Source organism: Actinoplanes subglobosus (assembly GCF_042650585.1).
GTDB classification, from domain to species: domain Bacteria; phylum Actinomycetota; class Actinomycetes; order Mycobacteriales; family Micromonosporaceae; genus Actinoplanes; species Actinoplanes subglobosus.
This window is the reverse complement of the sequence record NZ_JBHSBL010000018.1, coordinates 38,204-63,977: the sequence shown is the minus strand read 5'-3', so window position 1 is coordinate 63,977 and position 25,774 is coordinate 38,204. Positions and strand designations below refer to the sequence as shown.

The 25,774-nt window shown below is 71.2% G+C and carries 23 protein-coding genes; 10 read left to right on the top strand and 13 right to left on the bottom strand.

Annotated elements, in window-relative coordinates; genetic code table 11:
• Positions 1-3: 3 nt before the first annotated feature.
• Entirely contained in the window at positions 4-1,044 is a 1,041-nt protein-coding gene (locus ACFO0C_RS22195) for a 1-acyl-sn-glycerol-3-phosphate acyltransferase (protein ID WP_378068586.1), read from the bottom strand.
• Entirely contained in the window at positions 1,044-1,889 is an 846-nt protein-coding gene (locus ACFO0C_RS22190; protein WP_378068585.1) for a patatin-like phospholipase family protein, read from the bottom strand. Before ACFO0C_RS22190 ends, ACFO0C_RS22195 begins: the two co-directional genes overlap by 1 nt.
• An 84-nt stretch (positions 1,890-1,973) precedes the next feature.
• Between ACFO0C_RS22190 and ACFO0C_RS22185 the strand changes: the two genes are divergently transcribed.
• Both ACFO0C_RS22185 and ACFO0C_RS22180 read left to right on the top strand, forming a co-directional pair.
• Positions 1,974-2,336 carry a MerR family transcriptional regulator gene (locus ACFO0C_RS22185; protein WP_378068584.1) on the top strand — a complete coding sequence of 121 codons (363 nt, stop codon included), beginning with the start codon at positions 1,974-1,976 and terminating at the stop codon, positions 2,334-2,336.
• Positions 2,318-2,665 (top strand): thioredoxin family protein, encoded by a 348-nt coding sequence (locus tag ACFO0C_RS22180; protein WP_378068583.1) that lies wholly within the window; start codon positions 2,318-2,320, stop codon positions 2,663-2,665. The genes ACFO0C_RS22185 and ACFO0C_RS22180 overlap by 19 nt, the downstream gene beginning before the upstream one ends.
• Here ACFO0C_RS22180 and ACFO0C_RS22175 read toward each other — a convergent pair.
• The 7 genes from ACFO0C_RS22175 to ACFO0C_RS22145 all read right to left on the bottom strand — a co-directional run bounded on the left by ACFO0C_RS22175 (position 2,662) and on the right by ACFO0C_RS22145 (position 11,863).
• A complete protein-coding gene (locus ACFO0C_RS22175) occupies positions 2,662-2,877 on the bottom strand; it encodes a hypothetical protein (protein WP_378068582.1) in 216 nt (71 codons plus the stop codon). The two genes, ACFO0C_RS22180 and ACFO0C_RS22175, sit on opposite strands and share 4 nt — an antisense overlap.
• A gap of 45 nt (positions 2,878-2,922) precedes the next feature.
• Positions 2,923-6,066, bottom strand: coding sequence for a cyclic nucleotide-binding protein (locus ACFO0C_RS22170; RefSeq protein ID WP_378068581.1), 3,144 nt, complete (start codon positions 6,064-6,066; stop codon positions 2,923-2,925).
• 229 nt (positions 6,067-6,295) lie between these two features.
• The gene (locus ACFO0C_RS22165; RefSeq protein ID WP_378068580.1) at positions 6,296-7,885 is read right to left on the bottom strand and encodes a S1C family serine protease; all 1,590 of its coding nucleotides are present in this window, start codon (positions 7,883-7,885) and stop codon (positions 6,296-6,298) included.
• Positions 7,886-7,924: 39 nt separating this feature from the next.
• A complete protein-coding gene (locus tag ACFO0C_RS22160) occupies positions 7,925-9,466 on the bottom strand; it encodes a sensor histidine kinase (RefSeq protein WP_378068579.1) in 1,542 nt (513 codons plus the stop codon).
• Positions 9,467-9,531: 65 nt separating this feature from the next.
• Complete coding sequence (locus ACFO0C_RS22155; RefSeq protein WP_093619114.1) at positions 9,532-10,245, bottom strand: response regulator transcription factor; 714 nt, start codon at positions 10,243-10,245, stop codon at positions 9,532-9,534.
• Between the two features lie 74 nt (positions 10,246-10,319).
• Positions 10,320-11,105 (bottom strand): lysophospholipid acyltransferase family protein, encoded by a 786-nt coding sequence (locus ACFO0C_RS22150; protein ID WP_378068578.1) that lies wholly within the window; start codon positions 11,103-11,105, stop codon positions 10,320-10,322.
• On the bottom strand, positions 11,102-11,863 hold the full coding sequence (locus ACFO0C_RS22145) for a GNAT family N-acetyltransferase (RefSeq protein ID WP_378068577.1): 762 nt from the start codon (positions 11,861-11,863) through the stop codon (positions 11,102-11,104). The genes ACFO0C_RS22150 and ACFO0C_RS22145 overlap by 4 nt, the downstream gene beginning before the upstream one ends.
• 93 nt (positions 11,864-11,956) lie before the next feature.
• Between ACFO0C_RS22145 and ACFO0C_RS22140 the strand changes: the two genes are divergently transcribed.
• The 7 genes from ACFO0C_RS22140 to ACFO0C_RS22110 all read left to right on the top strand — a co-directional run bounded on the left by ACFO0C_RS22140 (position 11,957) and on the right by ACFO0C_RS22110 (position 21,815).
• Positions 11,957-12,634 carry a hypothetical protein gene (locus ACFO0C_RS22140; RefSeq protein ID WP_378068576.1) on the top strand — a complete coding sequence of 226 codons (678 nt, stop codon included), beginning with the start codon at positions 11,957-11,959 and terminating at the stop codon, positions 12,632-12,634.
• 39 nt (positions 12,635-12,673) lie between these two features.
• On the top strand, positions 12,674-13,594 hold the full coding sequence (locus tag ACFO0C_RS22135) for an ABC transporter ATP-binding protein (protein ID WP_378068575.1): 921 nt from the start codon (positions 12,674-12,676) through the stop codon (positions 13,592-13,594).
• On the top strand, positions 13,591-14,397 hold the full coding sequence (locus ACFO0C_RS22130; RefSeq protein WP_378068574.1) for an ABC transporter permease: 807 nt from the start codon (positions 13,591-13,593) through the stop codon (positions 14,395-14,397). Before ACFO0C_RS22135 ends, ACFO0C_RS22130 begins: the two co-directional genes overlap by 4 nt.
• A 203-nt stretch (positions 14,398-14,600) precedes the next feature.
• The gene (locus ACFO0C_RS22125; RefSeq protein WP_378069118.1) at positions 14,601-18,314 is read left to right on the top strand and encodes a multifunctional oxoglutarate decarboxylase/oxoglutarate dehydrogenase thiamine pyrophosphate-binding subunit/dihydrolipoyllysine-residue succinyltransferase subunit; all 3,714 of its coding nucleotides are present in this window, start codon (positions 14,601-14,603) and stop codon (positions 18,312-18,314) included.
• A 64-nt stretch (positions 18,315-18,378) separates the two neighbouring features.
• Positions 18,379-18,555 carry a DUF6104 family protein gene (locus tag ACFO0C_RS22120; protein WP_173476669.1) on the top strand — a complete coding sequence of 59 codons (177 nt, stop codon included), beginning with the start codon at positions 18,379-18,381 and terminating at the stop codon, positions 18,553-18,555.
• Between the two features lie 75 nt (positions 18,556-18,630).
• Entirely contained in the window at positions 18,631-20,703 is a 2,073-nt protein-coding gene (gene pta, locus ACFO0C_RS22115; protein ID WP_378068573.1) for a phosphate acetyltransferase, read from the top strand.
• On the top strand, positions 20,700-21,815 hold the full coding sequence (locus ACFO0C_RS22110) for an acetate/propionate family kinase (protein ID WP_378068572.1): 1,116 nt from the start codon (positions 20,700-20,702) through the stop codon (positions 21,813-21,815). Before pta ends, ACFO0C_RS22110 begins: the two co-directional genes overlap by 4 nt.
• On the opposite strand, the gene ACFO0C_RS22105 is transcribed toward ACFO0C_RS22110, so the two are convergent.
• Positions 21,804-21,965: a hypothetical protein gene (locus ACFO0C_RS22105; protein WP_378068571.1), complete on the bottom strand. Its 162-nt coding sequence runs from the start codon at positions 21,963-21,965 to the stop codon at positions 21,804-21,806. The two genes, ACFO0C_RS22110 and ACFO0C_RS22105, sit on opposite strands and share 12 nt — an antisense overlap.
• A gap of 125 nt (positions 21,966-22,090) precedes the next feature.
• Here ACFO0C_RS22105 and ACFO0C_RS22100 point away from each other — a divergent pair, with 125 nt between their 5' ends.
• Positions 22,091-22,885: an alpha/beta hydrolase family protein gene (locus ACFO0C_RS22100; RefSeq protein ID WP_378068570.1), complete on the top strand. Its 795-nt coding sequence runs from the start codon at positions 22,091-22,093 to the stop codon at positions 22,883-22,885.
• Between the two features lie 29 nt (positions 22,886-22,914).
• On the opposite strand, the gene ACFO0C_RS22095 is transcribed toward ACFO0C_RS22100, so the two are convergent.
• The 3 genes from ACFO0C_RS22095 to ACFO0C_RS22085 form a co-directional block, all read right to left on the bottom strand.
• Positions 22,915-23,856 (bottom strand): zinc-binding dehydrogenase, encoded by a 942-nt coding sequence (locus ACFO0C_RS22095; protein WP_378068569.1) that lies wholly within the window; start codon positions 23,854-23,856, stop codon positions 22,915-22,917.
• Positions 23,857-23,932: 76 nt separating this feature from the next.
• Positions 23,933-25,264: an NAD(P)-dependent malic enzyme gene (locus ACFO0C_RS22090; protein WP_378068568.1), complete on the bottom strand. Its 1,332-nt coding sequence runs from the start codon at positions 25,262-25,264 to the stop codon at positions 23,933-23,935.
• A gap of 144 nt (positions 25,265-25,408) precedes the next feature.
• Complete coding sequence (locus ACFO0C_RS22085; RefSeq protein ID WP_378068567.1) at positions 25,409-25,669, bottom strand: S24 family peptidase; 261 nt, start codon at positions 25,667-25,669, stop codon at positions 25,409-25,411.
• Positions 25,670-25,774: the final 105 nt, after the last annotated feature.

Here is a 25,774-nt window from a genome sequence, read left to right as displayed (position 1 = left end):
GCCCTATCGCGCGCGTGGCGTCCAGAGAGGACGAGGCGCAGGCCGGTTCTCGTCGATCCACGCATCGATGCGGGCCCACCAGTCGTAAAGCCACTCGGTCCGTTCCTGCTCGCCGGTGGGCACCTCCTCCGGTGGCACACTCCAGAAACGCATCACCAGGCGCTTGTCCATCGGCAGCTCCCGCCACACGTCGGCGACCGTCACCATCCGGTCCAGGCCGGTGTGGGCCACGAAGATCACGCCGGCGTCCGGGGCGGCGTCGATCGCGGCGAGCAGGCCACCGGGTTTCGGTGGCAGCAGATTGCGCAGACTCTCCGCCTTGACCGCCATGTCGTGCAGGCCACGGGCCCGCAGCCGGGCGATCGCACTGATCTTGCGGCGGGGAGTGAAGTTACCGCCCTCCGGGAAGATCACGAAGGCGTCGTTGTCGTCGAGACCGGTGGCCAGATCGCCGATCTGATCCTCCAGCGCCGCCGTCCGGGTGCGGCCCGGCGAGATGAACCGGTTGGGCAGGCGGTTCAGCAGCACATCGACCGCCGGATCCCATTGGAGCGCGGCTTTCAGCACGATCCGCGGCTCCCGGGCGAACCAGTTGACCAGTGCGTGGATCAGGGTGAACGAGTCACCCGGCCCGGCGTGCCGGCTCACCACGATCTCCGGGCGGCCCGGCTGGGCGGTGTCCGGATCGGTGCCGACCACGTCGATCTCCAGGTGCAGCGACCAGCGCGCGAACCAGAAGAGCACGCTCAGGAAACGGCCGGTCATCACGTAGTGGGCACGCTGGAACCGCGGGCTCCGGATCCACACACCGCAACCCGACGCGATCCACAGGACCCCCAGCAGGACCAGCGCGACCGCGTCCCACACCAGGTAGACGATCACCAGGAAGACCAGCCGGGGCACACGGAGCCGGCCCGGCACCAGCGGGGAGACCGCGAGCGCCAGGAACAGCCAGACCGGCAGCGTGGTGAGCAGGGCCGACGCCAGCAGCACCACGGCCGGGGCGATCACCAGCCGCCGCACCCAGACCGGAGGCAGTCCCATCAGGGCCCCGGCAGCGGGTTCACGTTCGCCGCCAGGTAGCGCCGGGAGGCGGTGTAGGCGCGGCTGATCCGGCGGCCGACCGCGGCCATGTCCCGGTACGCCCACGGCGAATCGTCCCGGCCCTCGCCACCGCCGCTCGGAAGGACATGGACCCGCACATCGTCCGGCAGACTCGCGAGCTCGCGCGCGAATCGGTGCCGGCGGGCGATCTCGAAGGCCACCTGCGCCACCTCCCATGGCCGTCGGGGCACGCTGAGCGGCCGCTCCACCCGCCCGACCTGCAACACGAAGATCAGTTTCGCCCCGATCCGCACCGCCTCGCCGATCGGGATCGAATTCACGATGCCACCGTCCACATAGTGCTCGCCACCGATCTCCATCGGCGGCAGCAGACCTGGCACGGCCGAGGACGCGAGCACCGCGTCGATGAGCGGTCCACTGTCGAACCAGTGCTCGGCGGCCCGCTCGATGCTTGCGGCGCAACAGTGGAACGGCACCTTGAGGTCGGCGAACGTGGCCGACTCCCCCAGCTCGCTCTCCAGCAGGCGGCGCAGCGGGCGGGGCGAGTGCAGGTGGGTGCGGGCCGCGAACCGGCGCATCTGCCGGCCGATCGAGTCGCCGTAGACGGCGGCCGCCTCCGGTGACGTCCAGAGCCGGACCAGCCGCTCGGTGACCGGCTCGGACGGGTCGGAGGCGACCAGGGCCCCGTTGACCGCACCGATCGACGTGCCGACCACCAGATCGGGGCGGAACCCGGCCCGGAACAGGGCCCGCAGCATGCCCACCTCGACCGCGCCGAGGACACCGCCGCCGCCGAGCACGAAAGCCACCGGACCGTCGACCATGCGTCCATCCTTGCACGATCTTGCGACCGTGCCGCTGGTCACGGCCTTGCCTTGACACCGGCGTCAGGGCCTACCGTCGGGTTCATGCTGATCGGAGAGCTGGCCGAGCGGGCCGGCACCAGCCCGCGCACGCTGCGCTACTACGAGGAGCACGGACTGATCCACCCGAGCCGGGACGCCAACGGCTACCGGCAGTACGACGACGGCGAGCTGCGCGTCGTGCACGAGATCAGGTCCCTGCTCGCCGACGGTTTCGGCGTGGACGACATCAAACCGTTCGTCGCCTGCCTGCGGGCCGGGAACAGCGCCGGTCACGTGTGCCCGGACTCGGCCGTCGTGCTGCGCCGCCGGTTGGCGGAGGTGGACGGCTACCTCGATCAGCTGACCGCGGTACGGCTACGCCTGCAGACCCAGTTGGAGGAGATCAAATGCCAGATGACGCCCTGATGACGGTCACCGACGCAACGTTCGCCGAGACGGTGCTGGCCGCGCCGGGACCGGTGCTCGTCGACTTCTGGGCGACGTGGTGCCCGCCGTGCGGACCGCTGGCCCGGGTCCTGGGCGAACTGGCCGAGGAGTTTCAGGGACGGATGCTCGTCGCCAAGATCGACGTGGACGCCAACCCGGACACCACGATCACCTACCGGGTGCACTCCATGCCCACCCTGCTGTTCTTCACCGGCGGCGTGGTGACCTCGACGATCATCGGCGCCCGGCCGAAGACGCTGCTCCGGCAGGCCATGACGAACGCCATCGGCCCCTACGTCAACAGCTAGTCCAGCTCGGGCATGGCGACCGGCTGTGGCCGGGGATGGCAGGCGCCGCACTGCACCGCGTCCTCCACCACCAGCGCCTCGGCCCGGTCACGCCGCGCCGACCGGGTCACCTCCAGCAGGTACGGCCCGAACCGCGCGTGTTCGGCGCACACGGCACGCCCACAGAACCGGCACGTCGCGCGGGCCATCTCGGTACAGAACCAGCAGAGCATGGGCGGCCACTCCTCACTTCTCGTCGGCGGGGCCGCCCATGAACGTCAGCTGGTGGACGGCTCCGTCGGTTCCTCGGGTGTGGTGGGCGAAGGGGACGTCGGGTCGGGACTCGGCGACGCCGACGCCGACGCGCTGGGACTCGGTGATGAGGACGTCCTGCTGGCACTCGGTTTCACCGACGGCGACGCCGACCGGCTGGCGCTCGGGCGTGCGCTCGGCGTCGTCGTGGTCGGGGAGGCGCTGGCCGGGGCGCTGGTGGTCTCGGTGGCCGGGGCGGATGACTCCACCGTAGTCGGAGAGACCGACGGATCCACAGAGGCCGAAGGGAGGGACTCCTCCGTGGGGACGACCTCCTCGGAGGGCTCCTCACTCGGGACCGCCTCGGTCGGGGGCTTGACAGTCACCCCGTCGCCGCAGTTCAGCTCCTTGCCGTCGGCCTGGCTCGCGCTGCCGCCGACGGTGACCGAACCGGACGAGACCGCGACGGCGCCCGGGTCGACCGAGTACCACGCGCGGCTGCCGCTGACGACGTCACCCTGGCTGCGCAGCACGGTCAGGGCGAGCGGCTCGAACGCGCCGCTCGGGCTGCTCGTGTCGGCCAGCAGCCGCCCGTTCTCCAGGGTCAGCTTCCCGGACGGGGTGGACGTCCGGCCGGCCTCCACACCGACCCCGTTGATCGCGACCCGCGAGTTGCCGCACAGCACCACGGCCGCACCGCCGGGGAAGGTCAGCAGGGCCACCCCCTTGCCGGGCACCTCGACCTTCGCCCCGGCCGCCAGGTAACGCTCCTCGCCGACCTGCAACGACACCGGGTCCTGGCCTACGTCGGCGGTGACCGCGCCGCGCTGGACGCTCAGCAGCACCCGCTCGGCGGGCATCTCGGCCCACGCCGGGCCGCTGCGCACGTTGATCAGCAGGCTGCCGAGCGAGAACACCAGCAGCAGGCTGACGAAACCCCACATCCGGCGTTCGAAGTGCCGGTCCACGTCGTACTGCTCGTCGGCGTCCGGCGGGCCGGGCGGGACGGCGAGAGGCGGGTGGGCCGAACCGGGCCGGGCCACCGCCGGAGTGCTCGGGCGCAGCGCCGGCATCGGGACGCCGGGGCCGTAGGCACCGATCAGCGGCGGCAGGTCGGAGGCGTCCGGGATGATCCAGAGCCGGACCGGGGTCCGTGCCTGTGCCACCATGCCGGGACTGCCGTCGCCGACCGGGCCGACCAGGGTGCCGCGGCGCAGCTCCACGCCGTCCGGCATGGCGATCACGCCCGACTCGACGACCACGGCGTGGGTGGGGCCGGGCAGGATGACCGGCGCTCCCGGGTCCAGGTCGACCGGGTGCGCGGCGGCGATCAGCGCGAGCCGCTGGTCCTCCTCCAGCGCGGCCAGCGCCGGGGTGTCGGCGAACAGCGCCTCGCCCTCGGCCCGCTCCTGCGGAGGCGGGCCGGGCATCGGCCCGACCACGGTCGCCACCGTCGAGGCGGGCAGGACCAGCAGGGTGACGGCGGCGGCGTGCCAGTCGAGATTGGCGGTACGCCCGGTGAGCGCCGTGGCCAGGCCGACGACACCACCGGGGCCGACGTGGTGCCGGATGGTGCCGCCCGGGTCGCCGGGGCGGCGGCCGTGCAGAGCGCCCTCGACCACCACGTGCACGGCGCTCGGGGTCTCACCGGCGAGCACCAGCTGACGGCCGGTCGGCGGGCGCATCCAGCGGGCCCGGTTGGCCAGGGCCTGCAGCGACGGCTCGGGCAGGCCACCCAGTTCGGAGGCGCGCAGAGCGGCCACCCGGCGGGGCAGGTCGGCTTCCCGGTCACGCTCGGAGGCCCGCTGCCGCATCCGGCGGAAGGCCCGGGCGATCCGGCCGAGCAGGAACCAGAGCGGCGGGGCGATCACACCGAGAACGATCACGGCCAGCAGGATCCGGGCACCGATGCCCTCGTACCAGAGGCCGACGGCGACACCGTGGATCCGGTCGGTCCAGAGGCGGTAACCCAGGCCGATCGCACTGACCAGCCAGAGCAGGCCGAGGATGCCGTAGAGGGCCACGAGCCGGCCCTCCCGGTCCAGCCGCCGCCAGCTGGGGCCGCGGCGGCGCAGGCGGCCGGAGAGCCAGGACAGGCCCCGGGCCCGTACGTCCGGGATCTCCAGCCAGTCCATCAGCAGGTACTTGCCGTCCAGCGGCAGCAGCGGGCTCAGATTGAAGAACGTGTGCAGGTAGAACAGGAAGGCCAGCTTGAAGGCGAGCCCGGCGAGAGCCGGCACGACGAAACCGGTGACCTGGAGCAGGCCGGCGAGGCCCAGCGCGGTGGCCGGGCCCGCGGCGGTGACCGCGATCCGGGCCCGGCGGCCGGCCATCCAGACGTCGCTGGTGTCGACGAAGACCGAGGGGATGCCGAAGTGCAGCATCAGGCCGGCGGCCGGCACCTCACGGCCGACCCGTTTCGCGGCGAGCGCGTGGCCGAACTCGTGCACACCCAGCACGAACAGGTTGAGCAGGACCAGGGTGAGCGCGCCGAGCAGGTAGGAGTCGCCCACCAGGAAGAGCGAGCGGCTCCCCTGCTGCCAGGCGCCCGCGAACAGGAGCAGGCCGGCCGCGGCCAGCAGCGCGCCGAGCCAGACGGCGACCCGGGTGAACAGGAACCGCCCCACCGTCCGGTACAGCCCCGCGACCAGCCCGTCCACCGGCACGGACAGCACCACGCGGCCACGGGCGGCGGAGGCCAGCGACTCGCCGACCCGGCGTGGCAGCGGCTCGCGGCGCATCTCGCGCAGTGGGCGGAAGGCGTCCATCGGGAGTTCTTCGAGCATCCGGTTGGCGGCCAGGTCGGCCACCACCCGGCGCACCTGGTCGGGCGCGAGCCGGCCGGCGATGCGGGCGAACTCGGCGACCAGCCGGGCCACCGTGCCCTCCCCGTCCATCATCAGGGCGAGTTGGTACTCCTCCGGGGTGAGCCGTAGGTACGAACTACGGCCGCCGTCCTCGGGCGAGCGAAGCATCACGTACCGGCCGCCGCGCACCGCGGTCCGGTGCCGGACCTCGATGCCGGAGCGCAGGATCGGGCGGGCGCTGGCCGGGTTCAGCCGGTCGGCGACGGTGTGCCAGAGCCCGGTGTCGGCCGGTCCCGACGGGACCCCGGGGGCCCGTCCGGCCAGGGCTTCCCAGACGTTCGTCCGGGTCTCGACATACGTCAACTCAGGGGGCCTTTCACTCCGCCGTGGCGAACACCGCGCGACCGCACCGACGGGGTTCGGCTACGCCCATGGCGAATGGAGATTAGGCGCTCGCCTGCGTGAACGCGAGTCCTGCGCGCGAAATCCGTCCCCTTCCCCCCAAAGGTCCGGAATCAAGGGCACACATGATTACGGCGGGTGACGTGCCCACCCCCGGGTCACGTCACCCGCCGTAGCGGAAGGGCAATGCTTACTCGGACTCCTGGAGCGTGACGGTGACCGTCTGCTCCGCGCCGTTACGGGTGAAGGTGAGGGTCATCTGCTGACCGACGGTGCCCGCCTGAACCGCCGCCACCAGGTCGTCGGAGTCGTCGATCGGCTTGCCGTCGACCTTGGTCACGACGTCGCCGCGCTGGAGCTTGGCCTTGGCGGCCGCGCTGTTGTCGACCACCGCGCTGACCGCGGCACCACCGTTCTCCGCGTTGGTGACGCTGACGCCGAGCGCCGGGTGGCTGACCTTCTTGCCCTGCATCAGGGACTCGGCGACCTGCTTGGCCTTGTTGCTCGGGATCGCGAAGCCCAGACCGATGTTGCCGGTGCTGGAGCCGGAGGTGGCGATCGCGGAGTTGATGCCGATCACCTCACCGTTGGTGTTGACCAGCGCGCCGCCGGAGTTGCCCGGGTTGATCGGGGCATCGGTCTGGAGCAGGCCGGTCATCGTGGTCGGAGCCGACTGCTGCTGTTGCTGCTGCTGGCTGCCCCACGGGGTCTGCTGCTGCTCCTGCTCGCTGGAGGACTGGATGGACCGGTCCTTGGCGCTGATGATGCCGGCGGTGACCGAACCCTCGAGGCCGAGCGGGCTGCCCAGGGCGAGCACCGTGTCACCGACCTCGATCTTGGAGCTGTCACCGAAGGTGGCGGCCTTGAGCCCGGACACGTTCTCCGCCTTGATCACGGCGAGGTCGGTCCGCTCGTCGGTGCCGACGATGGTGGCGGAGGTCTTGGTGCCGTCGGCGAAGATCACCGTCACGGTCGAGCCCTGTGCCGTCGAGACGACATGGTTGTTGGTGACGATGTAGCCGTCGGCGGTCAGCACCACACCGGAGCCCTCACCCGAGCCGGTGGTGATCGAGACGACGTTGTCCTGCACGGCGGCGGCGATCTGGGCCAGCGACGAACGGTCCACGACCCGGGTGACCGAGGAGTTGCCGGTCTGCACGGCCGCGGTGCCGTTGTTGTCGCCCGCCATGGCGACCGCGGTGGCCGCGCCGATCCCGCCGGAGGCGAGCGCGATCGCCAGAGCGGCCGCGCCGGCCAGGAAGATCTTGCGACCACGGCCCGGGGGCCGGCCGGAGCCCGCGCCGTGCGGCGGCGTCCAGCCGGGCGGAACCGTGCCGCCGCCGGAGGCCTGCGCCGCGGCGGCCGCGTGCCAGGCCTGGTAGGCCGCGTGCTGCTGCGAATAGTCCGGGTAGTCACCGGCCGGCTGCCCGTAGGCCGACTGCGGGGCCTGCGGCGCCTGGTAGGCGTAGTGCGGGTGACCGTAGGGGACGCCGCTGCCCGGCTGGGCGGTGACCGGCTGGGCCGACACCGGGTGGGCCGCACCCGGGACCGCCGACACGGGCTGGGTGGCGACCGGCTCACCGGTGGCCGCCTGCTGCGACTGCCAGGGCGACTGCTGCGCCCAGGCGCTCTGCTGAGTGGGTGCCGCGGACTGGGGAGCACCCGACTGCGGGGCAACCGGCGGCTGCGCAAGCGTCGGCTGCTCAGACTCCACCCGCTCCGCGCTGGTGATGTCAGCGGCGGCGTCCGCGGGCCGCGGGTTGGTCTCGTTCTCGTTCATGCGACTAACTCTGCCCCGTCGGACTCGTACCGAACTGTGTTACTCCTGGACGTTTTCTGTGAACCTTTTATCCTGATTTATGGTCGGCAAAGTAACCCGGAACGTGGCGCCCTGGCCCGCTTCCGAGATCACCTGCACGGAACCTTCGTGCGCCCGCACGATGGCCGCCACGATCGCCAGCCCCAGACCGGTGCCGGTGGCCTCCCGTTCGGTGTTACGGGTCCGTGCCTCGTCCACCCGGTAGAAGCGCTCGAAGACCCGCCGGGTCTGCTCGTCGCTCAGGCCGGGGCCGGAGTCCGACACCTCGATGACCGCGCGGTTCCCCTCGCCGGCATAGAGCCGCAGCGTCACCGACGCGTCCGCGGGGGTGTGCACCAGGGCGTTCGTCATCAGGTTGCCGATCACCTGGCGCAGACGGGCATCGTCCCCGTACGCCACCAGCCGCTCCGCCGAATCACGGACCTCCAGCTCGATCACCCGCTCGGGCGCCGTGGCCTGTGCCGCCTCGACCGCGTCCATGGCCAGCACCGGCAGCTCCACCGGGGCCAGCGTGAGCGGGCGCTCCCGGTCGAGGCGGGCCAGCAGCAGCAGGTCCTCGACGAGCAGACCCATCCGGGCCGCCTCGTCCTCGATCCGCCGCACCAGGGCGGCCACCTGCTCCGGATCGGAGACCGCACCCTGCCGGTAGAGCTCGGCGAACCCGCGGATGGTGGTCAGCGGCGTCCGCAACTCGTGCGAGGCGTCCGCGACGAACTGCCGCATCTTGCCCTCCGACTGGATGGCCCGCGACTCGGACTGCAGGGCGCGCGACTCCGATGCCAGGGCCCGCGACTCGGACTGCTGCGCCGCGTCGGCCGCGAACCGTGCGGCCTGCTCGGAGTCGGCACGTGCCTGGAACGCCGCCTCGATCTGGGCGAGCATCGCGTTCAGCGCCCCGGAGAGCCGGCCCAGCTCGGTGGTCGGATGGCCACCGGACTCCTCGGGGTCGGGCACCCGGCGGGTCAGGTCACCGGCCGCGATGGCCGCCGCCGTCCGCTCCACCTGGATCAACGGGATCAGGCTCTGCCGCACCAGCGCCGCGCCCACCAGGGCGAGGGTGATCAGCACGCCGACACCGACCAGGACATCCACCAGAACCAGCCGGGCGATGACGTCGTCGACGCCCCGCATCCGCTGGCCGACATGCATGATCGTGTCGTCGGGCAGGCGGATCACCAGCATCCGCCACATGTACTCACCGTTCTGACCGCGCTCGGTGTAGGGCTTGCGCTCTTTCCGGGAGATCTCGTCGGTCCCCTTGAGCAGCTCGGGCAGGTCCTTGTCGGTCAGGCTCAGGTCGCGGAACACCTTGCCGCCACCGCTGACCGCGGTGAAGGCGATGATGTACTCCGAGGGGGCGAACACCGCCTGGTAGTGGATGTCCTTCAGCCCCGGGGCGTTGCCGGCCATCTCCCACAGCTGGGCGTCGAGCCGGTTGACCATGTAGGAGTTGAGGAAGTAGGTGCTCGCCGCGCTGATCAGCGTCAGCGCCGCGAAGACCAGCACCAGCACCGACGCGACCAGTTTGGTCTGCAGAGACATCCTGCGCAGCCCGGGATTGCGGGGCATCCGCTCGCGGACCCGCTCGGTCAGTGTCACCGCTGGGCCTAGACGGCTGGCTTGCGGAGCACGTAGCCCACGCCGCGCAGAGTGTGGATCAGCCTCGGCTGCACGTTGTCGACCTTGCGCCGGAGATAGGAGATGTACGACTCGACGATGTTGTCGTCACCGCGGAAGTCGTATTTCCACACGTGGTCGAGGATCTGCGCCTTGGAGAGCACCCGGTTGGCGTTGAGCATCAGGTAGCGCAGGAGCTTGAACTCGGTCGGCGAGAGCTGCACGCGGGAGCCCGCCCGGTAGACCTCGTGCGTCTCCTCGTCGAGCTCCAGGTCGGCGAAGACCAGCCGGGAGGGTTGCTCGTCACCGGCGTTGGTGCGGCGCAGCACCGCCCGGATCCGGGCGGTGAGCTCCTCCAGGCTGAACGGCTTCGTCACGTAGTCGTCGCCGCCCAGGGTCAGGCCGCGGATCTTGTCGTCGGTGCCGTCGCGGGCGGTGAGGAACACCACCGGGGTGCGCTGCCCGCCCTCCCGCATCAGCCGGATCACCTCGAAGCCGTCGAGGTCGGGCAGCATCACATCGAGAACAACCAGGTCAGGGGTGGAATTGCGGGCGGCGCTGACAGCCGCGCTGCCGCTCATCGCGGTGGTCACCTCGAACCCGGCGAAACGCAGGCTTGCGGAGAGGAGCTCGAGAATGTTCGCATCGTCCTCGACGACGAGCAGCTTCGCTTCACTCTGCTTGGGCTGGGTCTGGGTGGCCATGGCGCCATTGTCGTCCCGCCCGCTGCGCCTTGCCTGCACACTCGCTGGAAATTTTCTGTGAGCGAACCTCGCGGTCATGCCGCCAGGTGATAGCCCCGCCCGGCCAGACTGGACTGGGCCGCCCGGGCCAGCGCCCGCCGGTCCGCCCCGGGGTCGGGCCGCAGCGCCGGTGCCGCCGCCAGGGTCACCGTGAGGCCGCGGGTCCGGGCGATCCTGACGATCGACTCGCCCAGCGTGTCCTCACCGACGAACGCCGCCTCGGTCGAGTCGTAGCCGATCGACACCGGCACCACCGGAGCGCCGGCATCGATCGCCGCCTGGAAGAGGGCGGACCGGAAGCGCCCGCTCTCGGGACCGCAGTAGGTCGTACCCTCCGGAAAGACGACGACCGAACGCCCGGCCCGCAGCGCGCCGGCGACCTCGGCCACCGTCTCCGGCAGCGCTCTCGGCCGCGTGCGGTCGATGAAGATCGTGCCGGCCCGCATCGCGGTGCCGCCGATGCCGGGCCAGGCCTGGACGTCGTGCTTGGCCACCATCCGCACCGGCCGGATCGCGGTCAGCGCGACCACGTCCAGCCAGGAGACGTGATTGGCGACCAGCAGGCTGCCCGGGCGCGGCTCGGCGCCGCGCCACACCAGACGCACCCCGAGGACCGCGAGGATCCCCCGGGACAGCGTCCGCAGCGCGGCACTGGTCAGCATCACCGCCAGGACACCACCGAGGAGTACGGCGGCCAGCGCCACCACACGCACCACGACGCTCACCGGGCCCCGCCGGCCGGTGGCCCCGTCCCGGCACCGGTCACCGCACCCCGAGGCCGGCTGCCACAGGGTGCCGGCCGTCGCGACGGGCGTGGTCATCGGGACGCGCCGAGGAAGTGCCGGCGGTACCGCGGGTCCAGCCGGTCCATCGAGAAGAGCACGTAGAAGTCGGCGCAGTCGAAGTCGGCGTCGTACGCCGGTTCGCCGCACACCCAGCTGCCGAGTCGCAGGTAGCCGCGGAGCAGCGCGGGTGGCGCCGCCTTCGGGTCGGCCTCCACGCCCACCGGAGGCGTCCACGGCCTGCGGGGCCGGACCCGCAGCGCGGGCGGGGACAGGTGCTTGGCGTTGATCCGCGCGCGCACGCCGGCCGCGAGCCGGCCACCGTCACCGAGCGGCACCGAGGCGCAGCCGCCGAGCCAGCGCAGGTTGTTGAGGTGCAGGTAGCGGGCGATCCCGGCCCACATCAGGTTGACCACGGCGCCGGAGCGGTGGTCGGGGTGCACGCAGGAGCGGCCGATCTCGACCAGGTGGTCGCGCAGCGGGCGCAGCGCGCTCAGGTCGAACTCGGTGTCCGCGTAGCGACGGCCGGCCAGTTCGGCGGCGCGGGGCGGCAGCATCCGATAGGTGCCGACCACGTCACCGGTCGCGTCGTCGCGCACGATCAGGTGGTCGCAGAAGGCGTCGAACTCGTCCGCGTCGATGCCCTCGGCGGTGGAGGTGAGCCGGGCTCCGAGCTCCCCGGCGAAGACGTCGTGGCGCAGGCGCTGCGCGGCCTCGACCAGACCGGGTTCGTCGGCGAGGAGAAGCGAGTAGCCGCTGGTCCCGGTGGGTGCGGCGGCCGTCATGAGAACTCCCATGTGATCTGTGTAAGGCTGACGTCTGCCGATGGCGTGTCGCTGTAGGTGGCGATGCGTGACCGGTTGATGAACGACGTGTGCGAAGGTCGGGGAATGCGTATCCCGGCTCGCTTCAACGGCCCGCCCGGCTCCGGAAACGGGGGCTGGTGCGCGGGTGTCTTCGCCACCGCCGCGGGCGCCCGGATCGGCGGCCCGCCGGTCCAGGTGACCCTCCGGGTGCCGCCTCCGCTCGACACCGCTCTGGCCTTCCGCGACGGATCGGTGCTGGCCGGCGACACCCTGGTCGCCGAGGTCGCCGAGATCGCCGAGGTGGAGGGCGCGGGCGGGGCGGTGCCGCCGGTTCCGCTCGCCGAGGCGGTCGCGGCCTCGAAGGACTATCCCGGCTTCGTCACCCACCCGTTCCCGGGCTGCTTCGTCTGCGGGCCGGACCGCGCGCCCGGCGACGGCCTGCGGATCTTCCCGGGCCCGCTGCCGGACGGCCGGACGGCGGCGCCGTGGACCGTGCCGGACGACGTCACGGCCGAGACGATGTGGGCCGCGCTGGACTGCCCCGGCGGCTGGACGGCGATCGGCCCGGCCGGCCGGCCCTACCTGCTCGGCCGGATCGCGGCGGCCGTCACCGCGCTGCCCGCGCCGGGTGAGGATTGTGTCGTGGTCGGCGCGCTGTCGGAGGTCAGCGGCCGCAAGGCCATGGTGGACTCCGCGGTGTACGGATCGGACGGCCGGCGCCTGGCGCGGGCGCGGGCCACCTGGCTCTCCGTCGTCCAGTAAGTTGATCGTTTCGAGCTGACGGGGGAAGGAGCCGCGACGATGAGCCGGCCCAACTACGCGGAGATCAGCGTCGAACGCCTCACCAAGCACTACGCCAGGGTGCGGGCGGTCGACGACCTCTCCTTCACGGTCAACGCCGGCCGGGTCACGGGCTTCCTCGGTCCCAACGGCGCGGGCAAGACCACCGCGCTGCGGATGATCCTGGGTCTGGTCACTCCCACCTCCGGCACCGCGACCATCGGCGGGGTGCGGTATGTGGACATGCCCGACCCGCTCCGGCAGGTCGGCGCGGTCCTGGAGGCGTCGAGCGCGCACCGCGGCCGCAGCGCCCGCAATCACCTGCGGATCATCTGCCGCGCCGCCGGCCTGCCCGATCAGCGCGCCGACGAGGTGCTCGCCATGGTCGGGCTGAACACCGTGGGCACCCGCAAGTTCAAGGGCTACTCGCTCGGCATGAAGCAGCGTCTCGGCATCGCCGCGGCGATGCTCGGCGACCCGCGGGTGCTGATCCTGGACGAGCCGACGAACGGTCTCGACCCGGAGGGCATCCGGTGGATGCGCGACCTGCTCAGGGCGCTCGCCGCCGAGGGCCGTACGGTGCTGGTCTCCAGTCACCTGCTCGGCGAGATGCAGCAGCTCGCCGACGACGTGGTGATCATCGCGGCCGGCCGGCTGATTCGTCAGGGCCCGGTCGCCGAGGTGCTCGGCGAGACGGCCGGGGTGGCCCGGGTCCGGGTCCGCACGCCGCAGGCGGAGCAGTTCGCCGCCGCTCTGCGTGACGCCCGGCTGCAGGTCGACACCACACCGGACGGTCTGTTGCGGGTCATCGGCGCGGACGCCGCCCAGGTGGGGCACCTCGCCTTCACCGCCGGTGTGGAGCTGCACGAGCTGACCGGGGAGAGCGCCGACCTGGAGCGGGCCTTCCTCGATCTGACGGCCGGAAAGGCGGGGGCGCGATGAACCTCATCAGTGCCGAGCTGCTGAAACTGCGTACCACCTCGCTGTGGTGGATCTTCGCGATCACCCTGGTGCCGTTGTACGGGCTGGCGCTGGCCTTCAACTGGCTGACCGCGAACGCGATCGGTGACCTGGGCACGGCCGAGGACGGCTCGTTCCGGATCTTCAGCGTCGAGCAGATCGTCAGCAACCTCTACACCAGCGGGCAGTTCGGCGGCGTGCTGCTGGTGCTGCTGCTCAGCGCGATCCTGGTGACCAACGAGTTCTTCCACCTCACCGCGACCGCGACGTTCCTCACCACCCCGCGCCGCGAGCTGGTCGTGCTGGCCAAGATGGTGGTGTCGATCCTGATCGCGGTGACGGTCTGGCTGTTCACCACCGTGCTCAACCTGATCTTCGCCCCGGTCGCGCTCAGCTCGGTGGACAGCGAGTCCTTCCTCGGCGAGTCGTTCGTCTGGCAGGCGATCTCGCTCAACCTGCTGGTCCACCTGCTCTGGGGGCTGGTCGGCATCGGCTGCGGCGTGCTGATCCGCAGCCAGATCGGCACGACGATCACCCTGACGGTCCTCTATGTGATCGGCACGCAGATCTTCACCGCCGTCTTCGTGCTGCTCGCCAACACGATCGACGAGTCGTTCCTCAAACTGCGCGTGATCGTCCCGACGCTCGCCTCTGACCTGCTGGTCTCCGGCCCGCAGAGCCCGGACGACCTGCCCCGCTGGGTGGGAGCCGTGGTGCTGCTCGCCTACGCCGGGGTGGCCGGGGTCCTCGGGACGCTGATCACCAAGCGGCGGGACATCGCCTGACCGTGGCGGCCCGGCGATGTACTCTCGCCGGGTCGCGACGGGGCGGCGAGGAAAGCGGCAGGCTCAGGGTCTGATTGGCCACAGAGCGGACGTCCGCACCGACAGCGCCTGCGCACGGCGTAGCCTGGACACCGAATCCTACCCGTCCCGCGTGACGGAGCAGTCACGTGATGACAAAAACGGTGAAAGAGGCGAACGCGGCAGTGTCGACGCAGCAGACTTCGCAGGACAATCCACTCGCGGACTTCGGTCCCAACGAGTGGATCGTCGATGAGATGTACCAGCGATACCTGGCCGATCCGACCAGTGTCGACCCTGCCTGGCACGATTTCTTCGCCGACTACAAGCCGGCGACGTCCCAGGGCTCGATCGTGACGCCGGACGAGGCGACCGCGGCCAACGCGACCGCGACCGCGGCCAAGGCCGGCACCGACGCCCCGGCCGCCGCGACGGTCGCCCCGGCCAAGCCGGTGACCCCGCCGCCCGCCGCCAAGCCGGCGCCGGCGCCCGCTCCCGCCGCGAAACCCGCCGCCAAGCCGGCGCCCGCGGTCGAGGCCCCGGCCGGTGCCAAGACCGTCGTCCTGCGCGGTGTGGCCGGCAAGATCGTGCAGAACATGGAGGCCTCCCTCCAGGTTCCGACCGCCACGTCGGTGCGCTCGGTCCCGGCCAAGCTGATGGTCGACAACCGCATCGTCGTCAACAACCACCTCTCCCGCGGGCGGGGCGGCAAGGTCAGCTTCACCCACCTGATCGGCTGGGCGCTGGTCCGGGCGGTCGTCGCCCACCCGGAGATGAACAACATCTACGCCGAGATCGACGGCAAGCCCACCCTGGTCCAGCCGGAGCACGTCAACCTGGGCATCGCGATCGACCTGGTCAAGAAGGACGGGTCCCGCACCCTGGTGGTCCCGTCGGTGAAGAACTGCGAGACCCTCGACTTCCGTGGCTTCTGGCAGGCGTACGAGGACATCGTCCGGCGCGCCCGCCGCAACGAGCTGACCATGGAGGACTATTCCGGGACCACGATCTCGCTGACCAACCCCGGCGGTATCGGTACGGTCCACTCCATCCCGCGTCTGATGAACGGGCAGAGCGCGATCATCGGCGTCGGCGCGATGGAGTACCCGGCGCCCTACGCGGGGATGAGCGACGAGACCCTCACCGACCACGGCGTGAGCAAGGTCACGACACTGACCAGCACCTACGACCACCGGGTCATCCAGGGCGCGCAGTCCGGTGAGTTCCTCAAGGTGATGCACGAGCTGCTGCTCGGCCAGCACGGCTTCTACGACGAGATCTTCACGTCGCTGCGGATTCCGTACGAGCCGGTTCGCTGGGTGCGTGACGTGGCCCGGACCTCCGAGGGCCAGATCGACAAGGCCGCCCGGGTGGTCGAGCTGATCCACGCCTACCGGGTGCGCGGTCACCTGATGGCCGACACCGACCCGCTCGAGTTCACCATCCGCAAGCACCCCGACCTCGACGTGCTCCAGCACGGGCTGACCCTGTGGGACCTGGACCGCACCTTCCCGGTCGGTGGTTTCGCGGGCAAGCAGCGGATGAAGCTGCGTGACGTGCTCGGTGTCCTGCGTGACACCTACTGCCGCCGCGTCGGCATCGAGTACATGCACATCCAGGACCCGGAGGAGCGCCGCTGGGTCCAGGAGCGCATCGAGGTCAAGTACACGAAGCCGGACGCCGACGAGCAGAAGCACATCCTGCACCGGCTCAACGCGGGCGAGGCCTTCGAGACCTTCCTGCAGACCAAGTTCGTCGGCCAGAAGCGGTTCTCGCTGGAGGGTGGCGAGTCGCTGATCCCGCTGCTCGACGCGGTGCTCCAGTCGTCGGCCGAGGCGGGGCTGGACGAGATGGTGATCGGCATGGCCCACCGCGGCCGGCTGAACGTGCTGACCAACATCGTCGGCAAGCCGTACGAGAAGATCTTCAACGAGTTCGAGGGTCAGATGGACCCGAAGACCGCGCACGGCTCCGGCGACGTGAAGTACCACCTGGGCCAGACCGGGAAGTACACGACGCCCGACGGCGAGTTCTCCACCACCGTCAGCGTCGTCGCGAACCCGTCGCACCTGGAGGCCGTGGACCCGGTCCTGGAGGGCATCGTCCGGGCCAAGCAGGACCGCCTCGACCTGGGCCTGCACGGTTACACGGTGCTGCCGGTGCTGGTGCACGGCGACGCCGCGTTCGCCGGCCAGGGCGTGGTCGCCGAGACGCTCAACCTGTCCCAGCTGCGCGGTTACCGCACCGGCGGCACGGTCCACGTGATCGTGAACAACCAGGTCGGCTTCACCACCGCCCCGGAGTACAGCCGGTCCTCGATGTACTCGACCGACGTCGCCCGGATGATCCAGGCGCCGATCTTCCACGTGAACGGCGACGACCCCGAGGCCGTGGTCCGGGTCGCGCGGCTCGCCTTCGAGTACCGCCAGGCGTTCAACAAGGACGTCGTGATCGACATGATCTGCTACCGCCGACGCGGTCACAACGAGGGCGACGACCCGTCGATGACCAACCCGCGCATGTACCAGATCATCGACACCAAGCGCAGCGTGCGGAAGCTCTACACCGAGGAGCTGATCGGCCGCGGCGACATCACCGTGCAGGAGGCCGAGGAGCAGCTGCGCGACTACCAGGGCCGTCTCGAGGAGGTCTTCAAGGCCACCCGTGACGCCGCGGGCACCCCGCCCCGGCCGCACATCATCGCCGAGGAGCCGGAGCCCGAGGTCGAGTCGGCGATCGACCCGAGCGTGGTCCGGGCGGTCGGCCAGTCGCACGTCGAGCTGCCCGAGGGCTTCACCCCGCACAAGCGGGTCCAGCAGTTGCTCGACCGGCGGGCCAAGATGTCCACCGACGGTGGCATCGACTGGGGCTTCGGTGAGCTGATCGCGTTCGGCTCGCTGCTGGCGCAGGGTGTCACCGTCCGGCTCGCCGGGCAGGACTCACGGCGGGGCACCTTCACCTCCCGGCACGCCGCCATCGTCGACTCGGTCACCGGCAAGGACTTCCTGCCGATCGGCACGCTGGCCACCGGCAGCGCCCGGTTCTTCGTGCACGACTCGCTGCTCAGTGAGTACGCCGCGATGGGCTTCGAGTACGGCTACTCGGTGGAGAACCCGGACGCGCTGGTCCTCTGGGAGGCCCAGTTCGGTGACTTCGTCAACGGCGCCCAGTCGATCGTGGACGAGTTCCTCTCCTCCGGCGAGGTGAAGTGGGGCCAGCAGTCGTCGCTGGTGCTGCTGCTCCCGCACGGCATGGAGGGCCAGGGCCCGGACCACTCGTCCGGCCGCCCGGAGCGGTTCCTCCAGCTCTGCGCGCAGGACAACATGCGGGTGGCCAACCCGACCACCCCGGCCAACTACTTCCACCTGCTGCGCCGCCAGGCCCTGTCGGCCAAGCGCAAGCCGCTGGTGGTCTTCTCGCCGAAGTCGCTGCTGCGTCACAAGCTGGCGGTCTCCGGGGTGAACGACTTCACCCAGGGCGCCTTCCAGCCGGTGCTCGGCGACGCCGGGGTCAACGGCCAGCCGCTCGACGGCAACGCGGTGAAGCGGGTCCTGCTCTGCTCGGGCAAGGTCTACTACGACCTGTTCCAGGCGCGGGCCGACCGGGGTATCACCGACACGGCGATCATCCGGATGGAGCAGATCTACCCGCAGCCGGTCGAGCAGCTGAAGGCGGAGCTCGCGAAGTACCCGAACGCCGAGGACTTCGCGTGGGTCCAGGAGGAGCCGGCCAACCAGGGCGCCTGGTCGTTCGTGGCGCTCAACCTGCTGGAGCACCTGGAGGGTGTCCGGCTGCGCCGGATCTCCCGCCCGGCCGCGGCCGCCCCGGCGGTCGGCTCGGCCAAGATGCACGACGCCGAGCAGTCCGCGCTGATCGAGGCCGCGCTGCCGCGCCCGTGACCGTCTGAGCGATCGTGAGAGGGGCCGTTCCGGGAGACCGGGGCGGCCCTTTTACGATCCAGGCATGTACTTCACCGATCGTGGCATCGAGGAACTGGTCCAGCGGCGTGGCGAGGAGACCGTGACGCTGGAGTGGCTCGGTGAGCAGCTGCGCACCTTCGTCGACATGAACCCGGAGTTCGAGACCCCGATCGAGCGTCTCGCCACCTGGCTGGCCCGCGACGACGAGGACGACGAGTGATCCGGTGATCCGGGTCATCCGCTGATCGGGACTTTCGGCCCGGCCCGCCAGGTTCCGGGCCGGTAGGTTGAAGGCGTGGCACGCAGTGTGTACGTCGCGGGCTTGGGCCCGTCCGTCGGCAAGGGGACAGTGGCACTCGGCATCGTCGAGCTGCTGTCCCGTCAGGTCGCCAAGGTGGCCGTCTTCCGGCCACTGGTCGCCGGGACAGGGCAGGATCCGCTGCTCACCGTCCTGCGCGCCCGCTATCCCGGCCCGGTCGGTGTCGAGGAGTCGTCCGGCGTCACCGTGGCCGAGGCGTCCGCGCTGGTCGCCGACGGGCGGCGGGAGGAGCTGGTCGGCCGGATCGTCGAGCGTTATCGCGAGGTCGAGCGGCGCAGCAGCGCGGTCGTGGTGATCGGCAGCGACTTCAGCGACAAACCCGAGGAGGGCCGCGAGGAGCTGCCGCGGGAGCTGGCCTTCAACGCACGGCTCGCGACCGAGTTCGGCAGTGTCGTGGTTCCGGTGGTCAGTGGTGAGGGGCGGTCGGCGGAGTCGCTGGCGGCGGCCGCGCGGAGTGCGTACCACTCGCTGGTGGATCTCGGCGCGACGGTCGCCGCGGTGATCGCGAACCGGGTGCCGCAAGGGGTCTCTCTGGCCCGGCCCGAAGGGCTGCCGGTGCCGTTCTGGGCCATGCCGGAGGTGGCGGCGATCGCCGCGCCGACCGTGGGTGAGGTGGCCGCCGCGCTGGACGCCGAGGTGCTCGCCGGTTCGGCCGGCGCCCTGGAGCGTGACGTGCTCGACTACGTCGTCGGTGCCGGGCAGGTGCCGACCGTGCTGGGTGCGCTGACCGACGGGGCGCTGCTGATCACCGCGGGCGACCGGGCCGACCTGCTGGTGGCGGCCAGCGCGGCGCACGCGGCCGGCAATGTGACGCTGGCCGGGCTGGTCCTGACTCTCGGCGAGCCGGCCGACGAGCGCGCGGTCCGGGTGATCGAGCGGCTCAACACCGGGCTGGCGATGCTGGTCACCAAGACCGACAGCTATCACACGATCGCCGCCGCCGACCGGATCACCGCGCAGCTCAGCACCCCGCGCAAGATCGAGGCGGCGCTCGGCGTCTTCGAGGAGAACGTGGACACCGCCGAGCTGTCCCGGCTGCTCGACGTGGCCCGGTCGAGCCGGGTGACGCCGCTGATGTTCGAGAACGATCTGATCGACAAGGCCCGTGCCGACCGCCGCCACCTGGTGCTGCCGGAGGGGACCGAGGAACGGATCCTGCGGGCCACCGAGACGCTGCTGCGCCGGGGCGTGGCCGATCTGACCCTGCTCGGCGACCCGTCGGAGATCAACCGGCGGGCCCGCGAGATCGGTGTGGAGATCGGCGGCGCCCACCTGGTCGACCCCGGTTCGAGCGAGTTGCGGGAGCGGTTCGCCGAGCGCTACGCGGAGATCCGCAGACACCGCGGGGTGACCCTCGATCTGGCGTACGACGTGGTTCGCGACGTCAACTACTTCGGCACCCTGATGGTCGCGGCGGGGCTGGCCGACGGCATGGTCTCCGGCGCCACCCACACCACGGCGGCCACGATCCGCCCCGCCTTCGAGATCATCAAGACGGTGCCCGGCCTGACCGTCGCGTCCAGTGTGTTCTTCATGCTGCTCGCCGACCGGGTGCTGGTCTACGGCGACTGCGCGGTCAACCCCGACCCGGACGCCGAGCAGCTCGCCGACATCGCGTTGTCGTCGGCACAGACGGCGGCCGCGTTCGGCATCGAGCCGCGGGTCGCGATGCTCTCCTACTCGACCGGCAGCTCGGGTGCCGGTGCCGATGTGGACAAGGTCGCCGCCGCCACCGCGCTGGTCCGCGAGCGCCGGCCGGACCTGCCGGTCGAGGGCCCGATCCAGTACGACGCGGCCATCGACCCGGCTGTCGCCGCCGCCAAGCTGCCCGGCAGCGCGGTCGCCGGCAAGGCCACCGTCTTCGTGTTCCCCGACCTGAACACGGGGAACAACACCTACAAGGCCGTCCAGCGGTCGGCCAACGCGGTCGCGGTCGGTCCGGTGATGCAGGGCCTGCGGGCACCGGTCAACGACCTGTCGCGGGGCGCCACCGTGAAGGACATCGTGAACACGGTCGCCATCACGGCGATCCAGGCGGGAGCGAGATGACCCGGGTACTCGTCCTCAACAGCGGCTCGTCGTCGCTGCGTTACCGGCTCTTCGACGGCTCGGAGGTGCTGGCCAAGGGCCTGATCCAGCGGATCGGCGAGGCCGGCGGCGACGCGGCCGACCACGGGGCCGCGCTGCGGCGGCTGATGGACGAGCTGGACCTGTCCGGTCTGGCCGCGGTCGGGCACCGGGTGGTGCACGGCGGTGACCGGTTCACCGCGTCGACGGTGGTCGACGACGAGGTGCTGGCCACCATCGAGGAACTGATCCCGCTCGCCCCGCTGCACAACCCGGCCGCGCTGACCGGGCTGCGGGTGGCCCGTGAGCTGCTGCCCGACGTCCCGCAGGTGGCCGTCTTCGACACGGCGTTCCACTCGACTATCCCGCCGGAGGGTGCGCTGTGGGCGATCGACCGGGACGTGGCGGCCAAATGGGGGCTGCGGCGGTACGGGTTCCACGGGACGTCACACGCGTACGTGTCCCGCGAGACCGCCCGGCTGCTGGGCCGCCCGGCCGGCGAGACGAATGTGATCACCCTGCACCTGGGCAACGGGGCCAGCGCGACGGCGGTGCGCGGCGGCCGCAGCGTGGCCACCTCGATGGGTATGACGCCTCTGCCGGGCCTGGTGATGGGCACCCGGTCGGGTGACATCGACCCGAGTCTGATCTTCCACCTGCACCGGGTGGCCGGGCTGCCGATCGACGAGATCGAGGAGATGCTGACCCGGCGCTCCGGACTGCTCGGGCTGGCCGGTGACAACGACCTGCGGACGGTGCAGGAGCGTTACGAGGCCGGCGACCCGGACGCCACGCTCGCCTTCGACGTCTACTGCCGGCGGATCCGCGAGTACACCGGCTCGTACCTCGCGGTGCTGGGCCGGGTGGACGCGATCACCTTCACCGGCGGAGTCGGCGAGAACTCGCGGCCGGTCCGGGCGAAGACGCTCGCCGGTCTGGAGCCACTCGGCATCGCCGTCGACCCGGACCGCAACGAGCGCAACGCCACGGTCATCTCACCGGACGGTTCGCCGATCACGGTGTGCGTGGTGCCGACCGAGGAGGAACTGGAGATCGCCTCGGAGGCGCGGAAGGCTATCGGGTCAGCGGACTAGCAGCACCACGATCACCGCGATCAGCACGACCGCGACGAGTCCGCCGATCAGATAGGGGATCTTGGAGGGCGCCTCGGCCTCCGGCCCCGTGCGGGTGAACGCCCGGAACGCCTCGGTGTTGCCACTGGGGTCGACCTGGTTATCCGACATGGGCAAGACCCTAGCCAACCGGGTCCCGACGCGCTAAGCGCGGCACCTGTTCGGCGGACCCCGTGTGATGTCGGCAACCCCGCTCTACCAGGGTTTTCTGATCTTCGGACGGCACAATGGCCCGCGTGCTGCGCCGTTCCTTCCTCACCCTGTTCGCTGCCGCCGCCGGGCTGAGCGCCTGCTCGTCGTCGCCGGCCTCGCCGCCCTCGCCGGCCGCGTCGGCACCCGCCCGGGAGTTCGCGTTCGACCGGGGCGGCGACCGGCCCCTGCCGACGAAGGTCTGGCTGCCCGCTGGGAGCGGCCCGCACCCACTGATCTATTTCAGTCACGGACTCACCTCCCAGCCTGATGACTACGCGGACCTCCTGGCCGCCTGGGCGGCGGCGGGTTTCCTGGTGGCCGGTCCGAAATATCCACATACTTGGTACGAAGCACCTGATTACGACGCGGATGACGTGGTCAACCAGCCCGCCGACGCGCAACACGTGATCACCGAGCTGCTCACGGCGCTCGGCGACCGGGTCGACCCGCAGCGGATCGCCGCCGCCGGGCACTCGGCCGGCGCCATCACCACGGTCGGCCTGTTCAGCGGCACCCGCGACGCCCGCCTCAGGGCCGGCCTGATGATCGCCGGCCGCCAGATGGAGCAGCCCTCCCCCTTCACCGGGCCGGCCGCGCCGCTGCTGTTCGTGCAGGGCAAGAAGGACGAGACCGTCACCTACGAGCAGGCGTACGGGGCGTACAACGAGGTCCCGTGGCCGAAGGGCTTCCTGGAGATCCCGGACGGCGGCCACCTGCCGCACCGCGACGAACCGGCCCTCGTCGCCGCCACCACCACGGATTTCTGGCGCTGGACCCTCAACGGCGACCAGGCCGCCAGGCAGCGACTGCCGCAGGACGGCCTGGTGAGCACTTTCTAGCGCCCTCCGAGTGATCTCCCGGCGTCCCTCTAGGGCTCGACCACGATCTTGCCGAAGACGTCGCCGCCGGCCAGCCTCGCGAACGCCTGGCCGGCCTCGGCCAGCCGATAGGTCGAATCGATCACCGGGCGCGCCTTTCCGGAGGCCACCAGGTCCAGCAGGGCGGCCAGCTCGTCCGGGGTGCCCATGCTGCTGCCCAGGATCTCCAGCTGCATGGCGAACACCCGGCGCAGGTCGATCTCGGCCCGATGCCCGGCGGTCGCACCGCACACCACGATCCGGGCGCCGGGGGCCGAACACTTCATCGAATGGTCGAACGTGGCCGCGCCGACCGACTCGATCACCAGGTCGACGCGCTCCGGCAGCCGGGCACCCGGCTCCACGGCGGTCGCACCGAGCTCGGCGATGCGCTCCCGCTTACGGGGGTCGCGGCTGGTCGCGTACACCCTCTTGCCCAGACCCGCGGCGAGCGCGACCGCCGCGGTGGCGACGCCGCCGCCGGCACCCTGGACCAGCACCGCGCCGGCGTCGGCGACCCGGCCCCGGGTGACGAGCATGTGGTACGCCGTGAGCCAGGCCGTCGGCAGGCAGGCGGCCTCGGCGAAGGACACCCCCGCCGGCTTGGGGATCAGGTTCTCCCGGGGCGCGGCCAGGCGCTCGGAGAGCGTCCCCGGGTGCCGCTCGGAGAAGAGCGAGAAGCCGCGTGGGTCCGCCTTGTCCTCGACCACCGGATAGACGACGACCTCGTTACCGTCCGGGTCCACACCGGCCGCGTCGCAGCCGAGGATCATCGGCAGCCGGTCGGCCGGCAGCCCGACCCCACGCAGGGACCAGATGTCGTGGTGGTTGAGGGAGGCGGCCCGCACGTCGACGGGCACCCATCCGTCCGGGACGGCGAGCGGCAGCTCGCCCAGGGTCAGGCCGCTGAGCGGCTCCTCCGGGTTCAGGGCGGAAGCATAGGCAGCGCGCATCTCCCGACCTTAGCGACCGTTAACGCAACGCGCCGCCTCGCCGGGCGGGCGAGGCGGCGCGACGTGCGTCGATATCTCAGGCGCGCTGAGCCTTACCCGAGACCGCCGAGACCGGGGCCGCGGAGTCCGGGGCCCCGGTCATCGGGGCCGCGGAGATCGGGGCCGGAGAGACCGGGGCCGGGGCAGCGGTGACGGCCGGGGCCGCCGGGGCGACCGCGCGGCGGGCCACGCCGTCCTCGATGGCAGCGGCCGCGACGGCGGCAGCCACCGCCGGGGCGACCCGCGGGTCCAGCGGCGACGGCACGATCGCCTCCGGGCGGAGGTCGTCGGCGACGATCGCGGCGATCGCGTCGGCCGCCGCCACCTTCATCCGGTCGGTGATGGTGCCGGCCCGGACGTCGAGGGCCCCGCGGAAGATGCCGGGGAACGCCAGGACGTTGTTGATCTGGTTGGGGAAGTCGCTGCGACCGGTCGCGACGATCGCCGCGTACTTGTGCGCGACCGTCGGGTGGACCTCCGGCGTCGGGTTGGCCAGCGCGAAGATGATCGCGCCCGGCGCCATGCCGGTCAGGGCCTCCTCCGGGATGTTGCCGCCGGAGACGCCGACGAGCACGTCCGCACCGATCAGCGCCTCGGCGATCCCACCGGAACGCCCGGAGACGTTCGTGGCCGCCGCGATCTCCGCCTTCATCCCGCTCAGGTCGCCACGCTCGGCGTGGATGATGCCGCGCGAGTCGACAACGATCATGTTGGCGCCCTCGACACCCGCCGCGATCAGCGTGTTCGTGATCGCGACACCGGCCGCGCCGGCCCCGCTGATCACGACGCGCAGGTCACCGAACGAGCGTCCGAGCAGCTTCGCGGCGTTGCGCAGAGCGGCCAACGTGACGACGGCGGTGCCGTGCTGGTCGTCGTGGAAGACCGGGATGTCGAGCTCGGCGTCGAGACGGCGCTCGATCTCGAAGCAGCGCGGCGCGCTGATGTCCTCCAGGTTGATGCCGCCGAACGACGGGGCCATCGCCTTGACCGTCGCGATGATGCCCTCGACGTCCTGCGTGTCCAGGACGATCGGGATCGAGTCGACGCCGCCGAACTGCTTGAACAGGACCGACTTGCCCTCCATGACGGGCATGGCGGCCTTCGGCCCGATGTTGCCGAGGCCGAGGACGGCGGATCCGTCGGTGACCACGGCGACCGTGTTCGACGTCCAGGTGTAGTCGGGGTAGAGCGCCTCGTCCTCGGCGATCGCCTCACAGACCCGGGCGACACCGGGGGTGTACGCCAGCGACAGGTCGTCACGACTGGCCAGCGGGACGGTCGCGCTCATCGTCATCTTGCCCCTGCGGTGCAGGTCGAAGACGGGGTCGGCGGCCAGGGCGGGATCGAGTTCAAAACTGAAGTAAGACACGGTGAAACTCCACAATGCATCGACATTGATACGTGGCACCTGCTGGAATCCCGGTCGCGAGTATGCGCCGGAACCGCGGTGCGATGCGGGGATCACCCGGTACAACCACCTCCAGCGCGGGTGTGCGCTGGGGATCAGAGGACACTAACTTAACCGGAACGGTCTCGGGTAGTAGCGAAATATCACACGCCCGATGACATCGGCGACGCCGTGAGCACGCGAATCGTCATGGACGAATTCGTTGTCACCCAGAAGCCACCACCCTCCGTCACGCTCGGCGACCGCGCGTTTGACGACGAGCAGGCCCGGGCGCGACCGGAACTCGGCCACGACGACGTCACCGGCACGCACCCGGCCGCCCCGGCGGACCACGAGAGCGTCCCCGGCACGGAGCGTCGGGACCATCGAGGGCCCGTGGACGAGCACGGCGAACAGTGGTAATTGCCACCTCACGGCATCAAGCCTCCGTCGCGTTACGGCATGGGCGTAAGGGGTAGTGTCAACCTCGGA

Coding starts and splice junctions, on each gene's coding strand:
- ACFO0C_RS22105 (WP_378068571.1), bottom strand. CDS start 21,965: ATGTCGGATAACCAGGTCGACCCCAGTGGCAACACCGAGGCGTTCCGG.
- ACFO0C_RS22180 (WP_378068583.1), top strand. CDS start 2,318: ATGCCAGATGACGCCCTGATGACGGTCACCGACGCAACGTTCGCCGAG.
- ACFO0C_RS22150 (WP_378068578.1), bottom strand. CDS start 11,105: ATGACCACGCCCGTCGCGACGGCCGGCACCCTGTGGCAGCCGGCCTCG.
- ACFO0C_RS22130 (WP_378068574.1), top strand. CDS start 13,591: ATGAACCTCATCAGTGCCGAGCTGCTGAAACTGCGTACCACCTCGCTG.
- ACFO0C_RS22165 (WP_378068580.1), bottom strand. CDS start 7,885: ATGAACGAGAACGAGACCAACCCGCGGCCCGCGGACGCCGCCGCTGAC.
- ACFO0C_RS22110 (WP_378068572.1), top strand. CDS start 20,700: ATGACCCGGGTACTCGTCCTCAACAGCGGCTCGTCGTCGCTGCGTTAC.
- ACFO0C_RS22195 (WP_378068586.1), bottom strand. CDS start 1,044: ATGGGACTGCCTCCGGTCTGGGTGCGGCGGCTGGTGATCGCCCCGGCC.
- ACFO0C_RS22190 (WP_378068585.1), bottom strand. CDS start 1,889: ATGGTCGACGGTCCGGTGGCTTTCGTGCTCGGCGGCGGCGGTGTCCTC.
- ACFO0C_RS22140 (WP_378068576.1), top strand. CDS start 11,957: ATGCGTATCCCGGCTCGCTTCAACGGCCCGCCCGGCTCCGGAAACGGG.
- ACFO0C_RS22135 (WP_378068575.1), top strand. CDS start 12,674: ATGAGCCGGCCCAACTACGCGGAGATCAGCGTCGAACGCCTCACCAAG.
- ACFO0C_RS22160 (WP_378068579.1), bottom strand. CDS start 9,466: ATGTCTCTGCAGACCAAACTGGTCGCGTCGGTGCTGGTGCTGGTCTTC.
- ACFO0C_RS22145 (WP_378068577.1), bottom strand. CDS start 11,863: ATGGGAGTTCTCATGACGGCCGCCGCACCCACCGGGACCAGCGGCTAC.
- ACFO0C_RS22155 (WP_093619114.1), bottom strand. CDS start 10,245: ATGGCCACCCAGACCCAGCCCAAGCAGAGTGAAGCGAAGCTGCTCGTC.
- ACFO0C_RS22175 (WP_378068582.1), bottom strand. CDS start 2,877: ATGCTCTGCTGGTTCTGTACCGAGATGGCCCGCGCGACGTGCCGGTTC.
- ACFO0C_RS22185 (WP_378068584.1), top strand. CDS start 1,974: ATGCTGATCGGAGAGCTGGCCGAGCGGGCCGGCACCAGCCCGCGCACG.
- ACFO0C_RS22095 (WP_378068569.1), bottom strand. CDS start 23,856: ATGCGCGCTGCCTATGCTTCCGCCCTGAACCCGGAGGAGCCGCTCAGC.
- ACFO0C_RS22085 (WP_378068567.1), bottom strand. CDS start 25,669: ATGGTCCCGACGCTCCGTGCCGGGGACGCTCTCGTGGTCCGCCGGGGC.
- ACFO0C_RS22120 (WP_173476669.1), top strand. CDS start 18,379: ATGTACTTCACCGATCGTGGCATCGAGGAACTGGTCCAGCGGCGTGGC.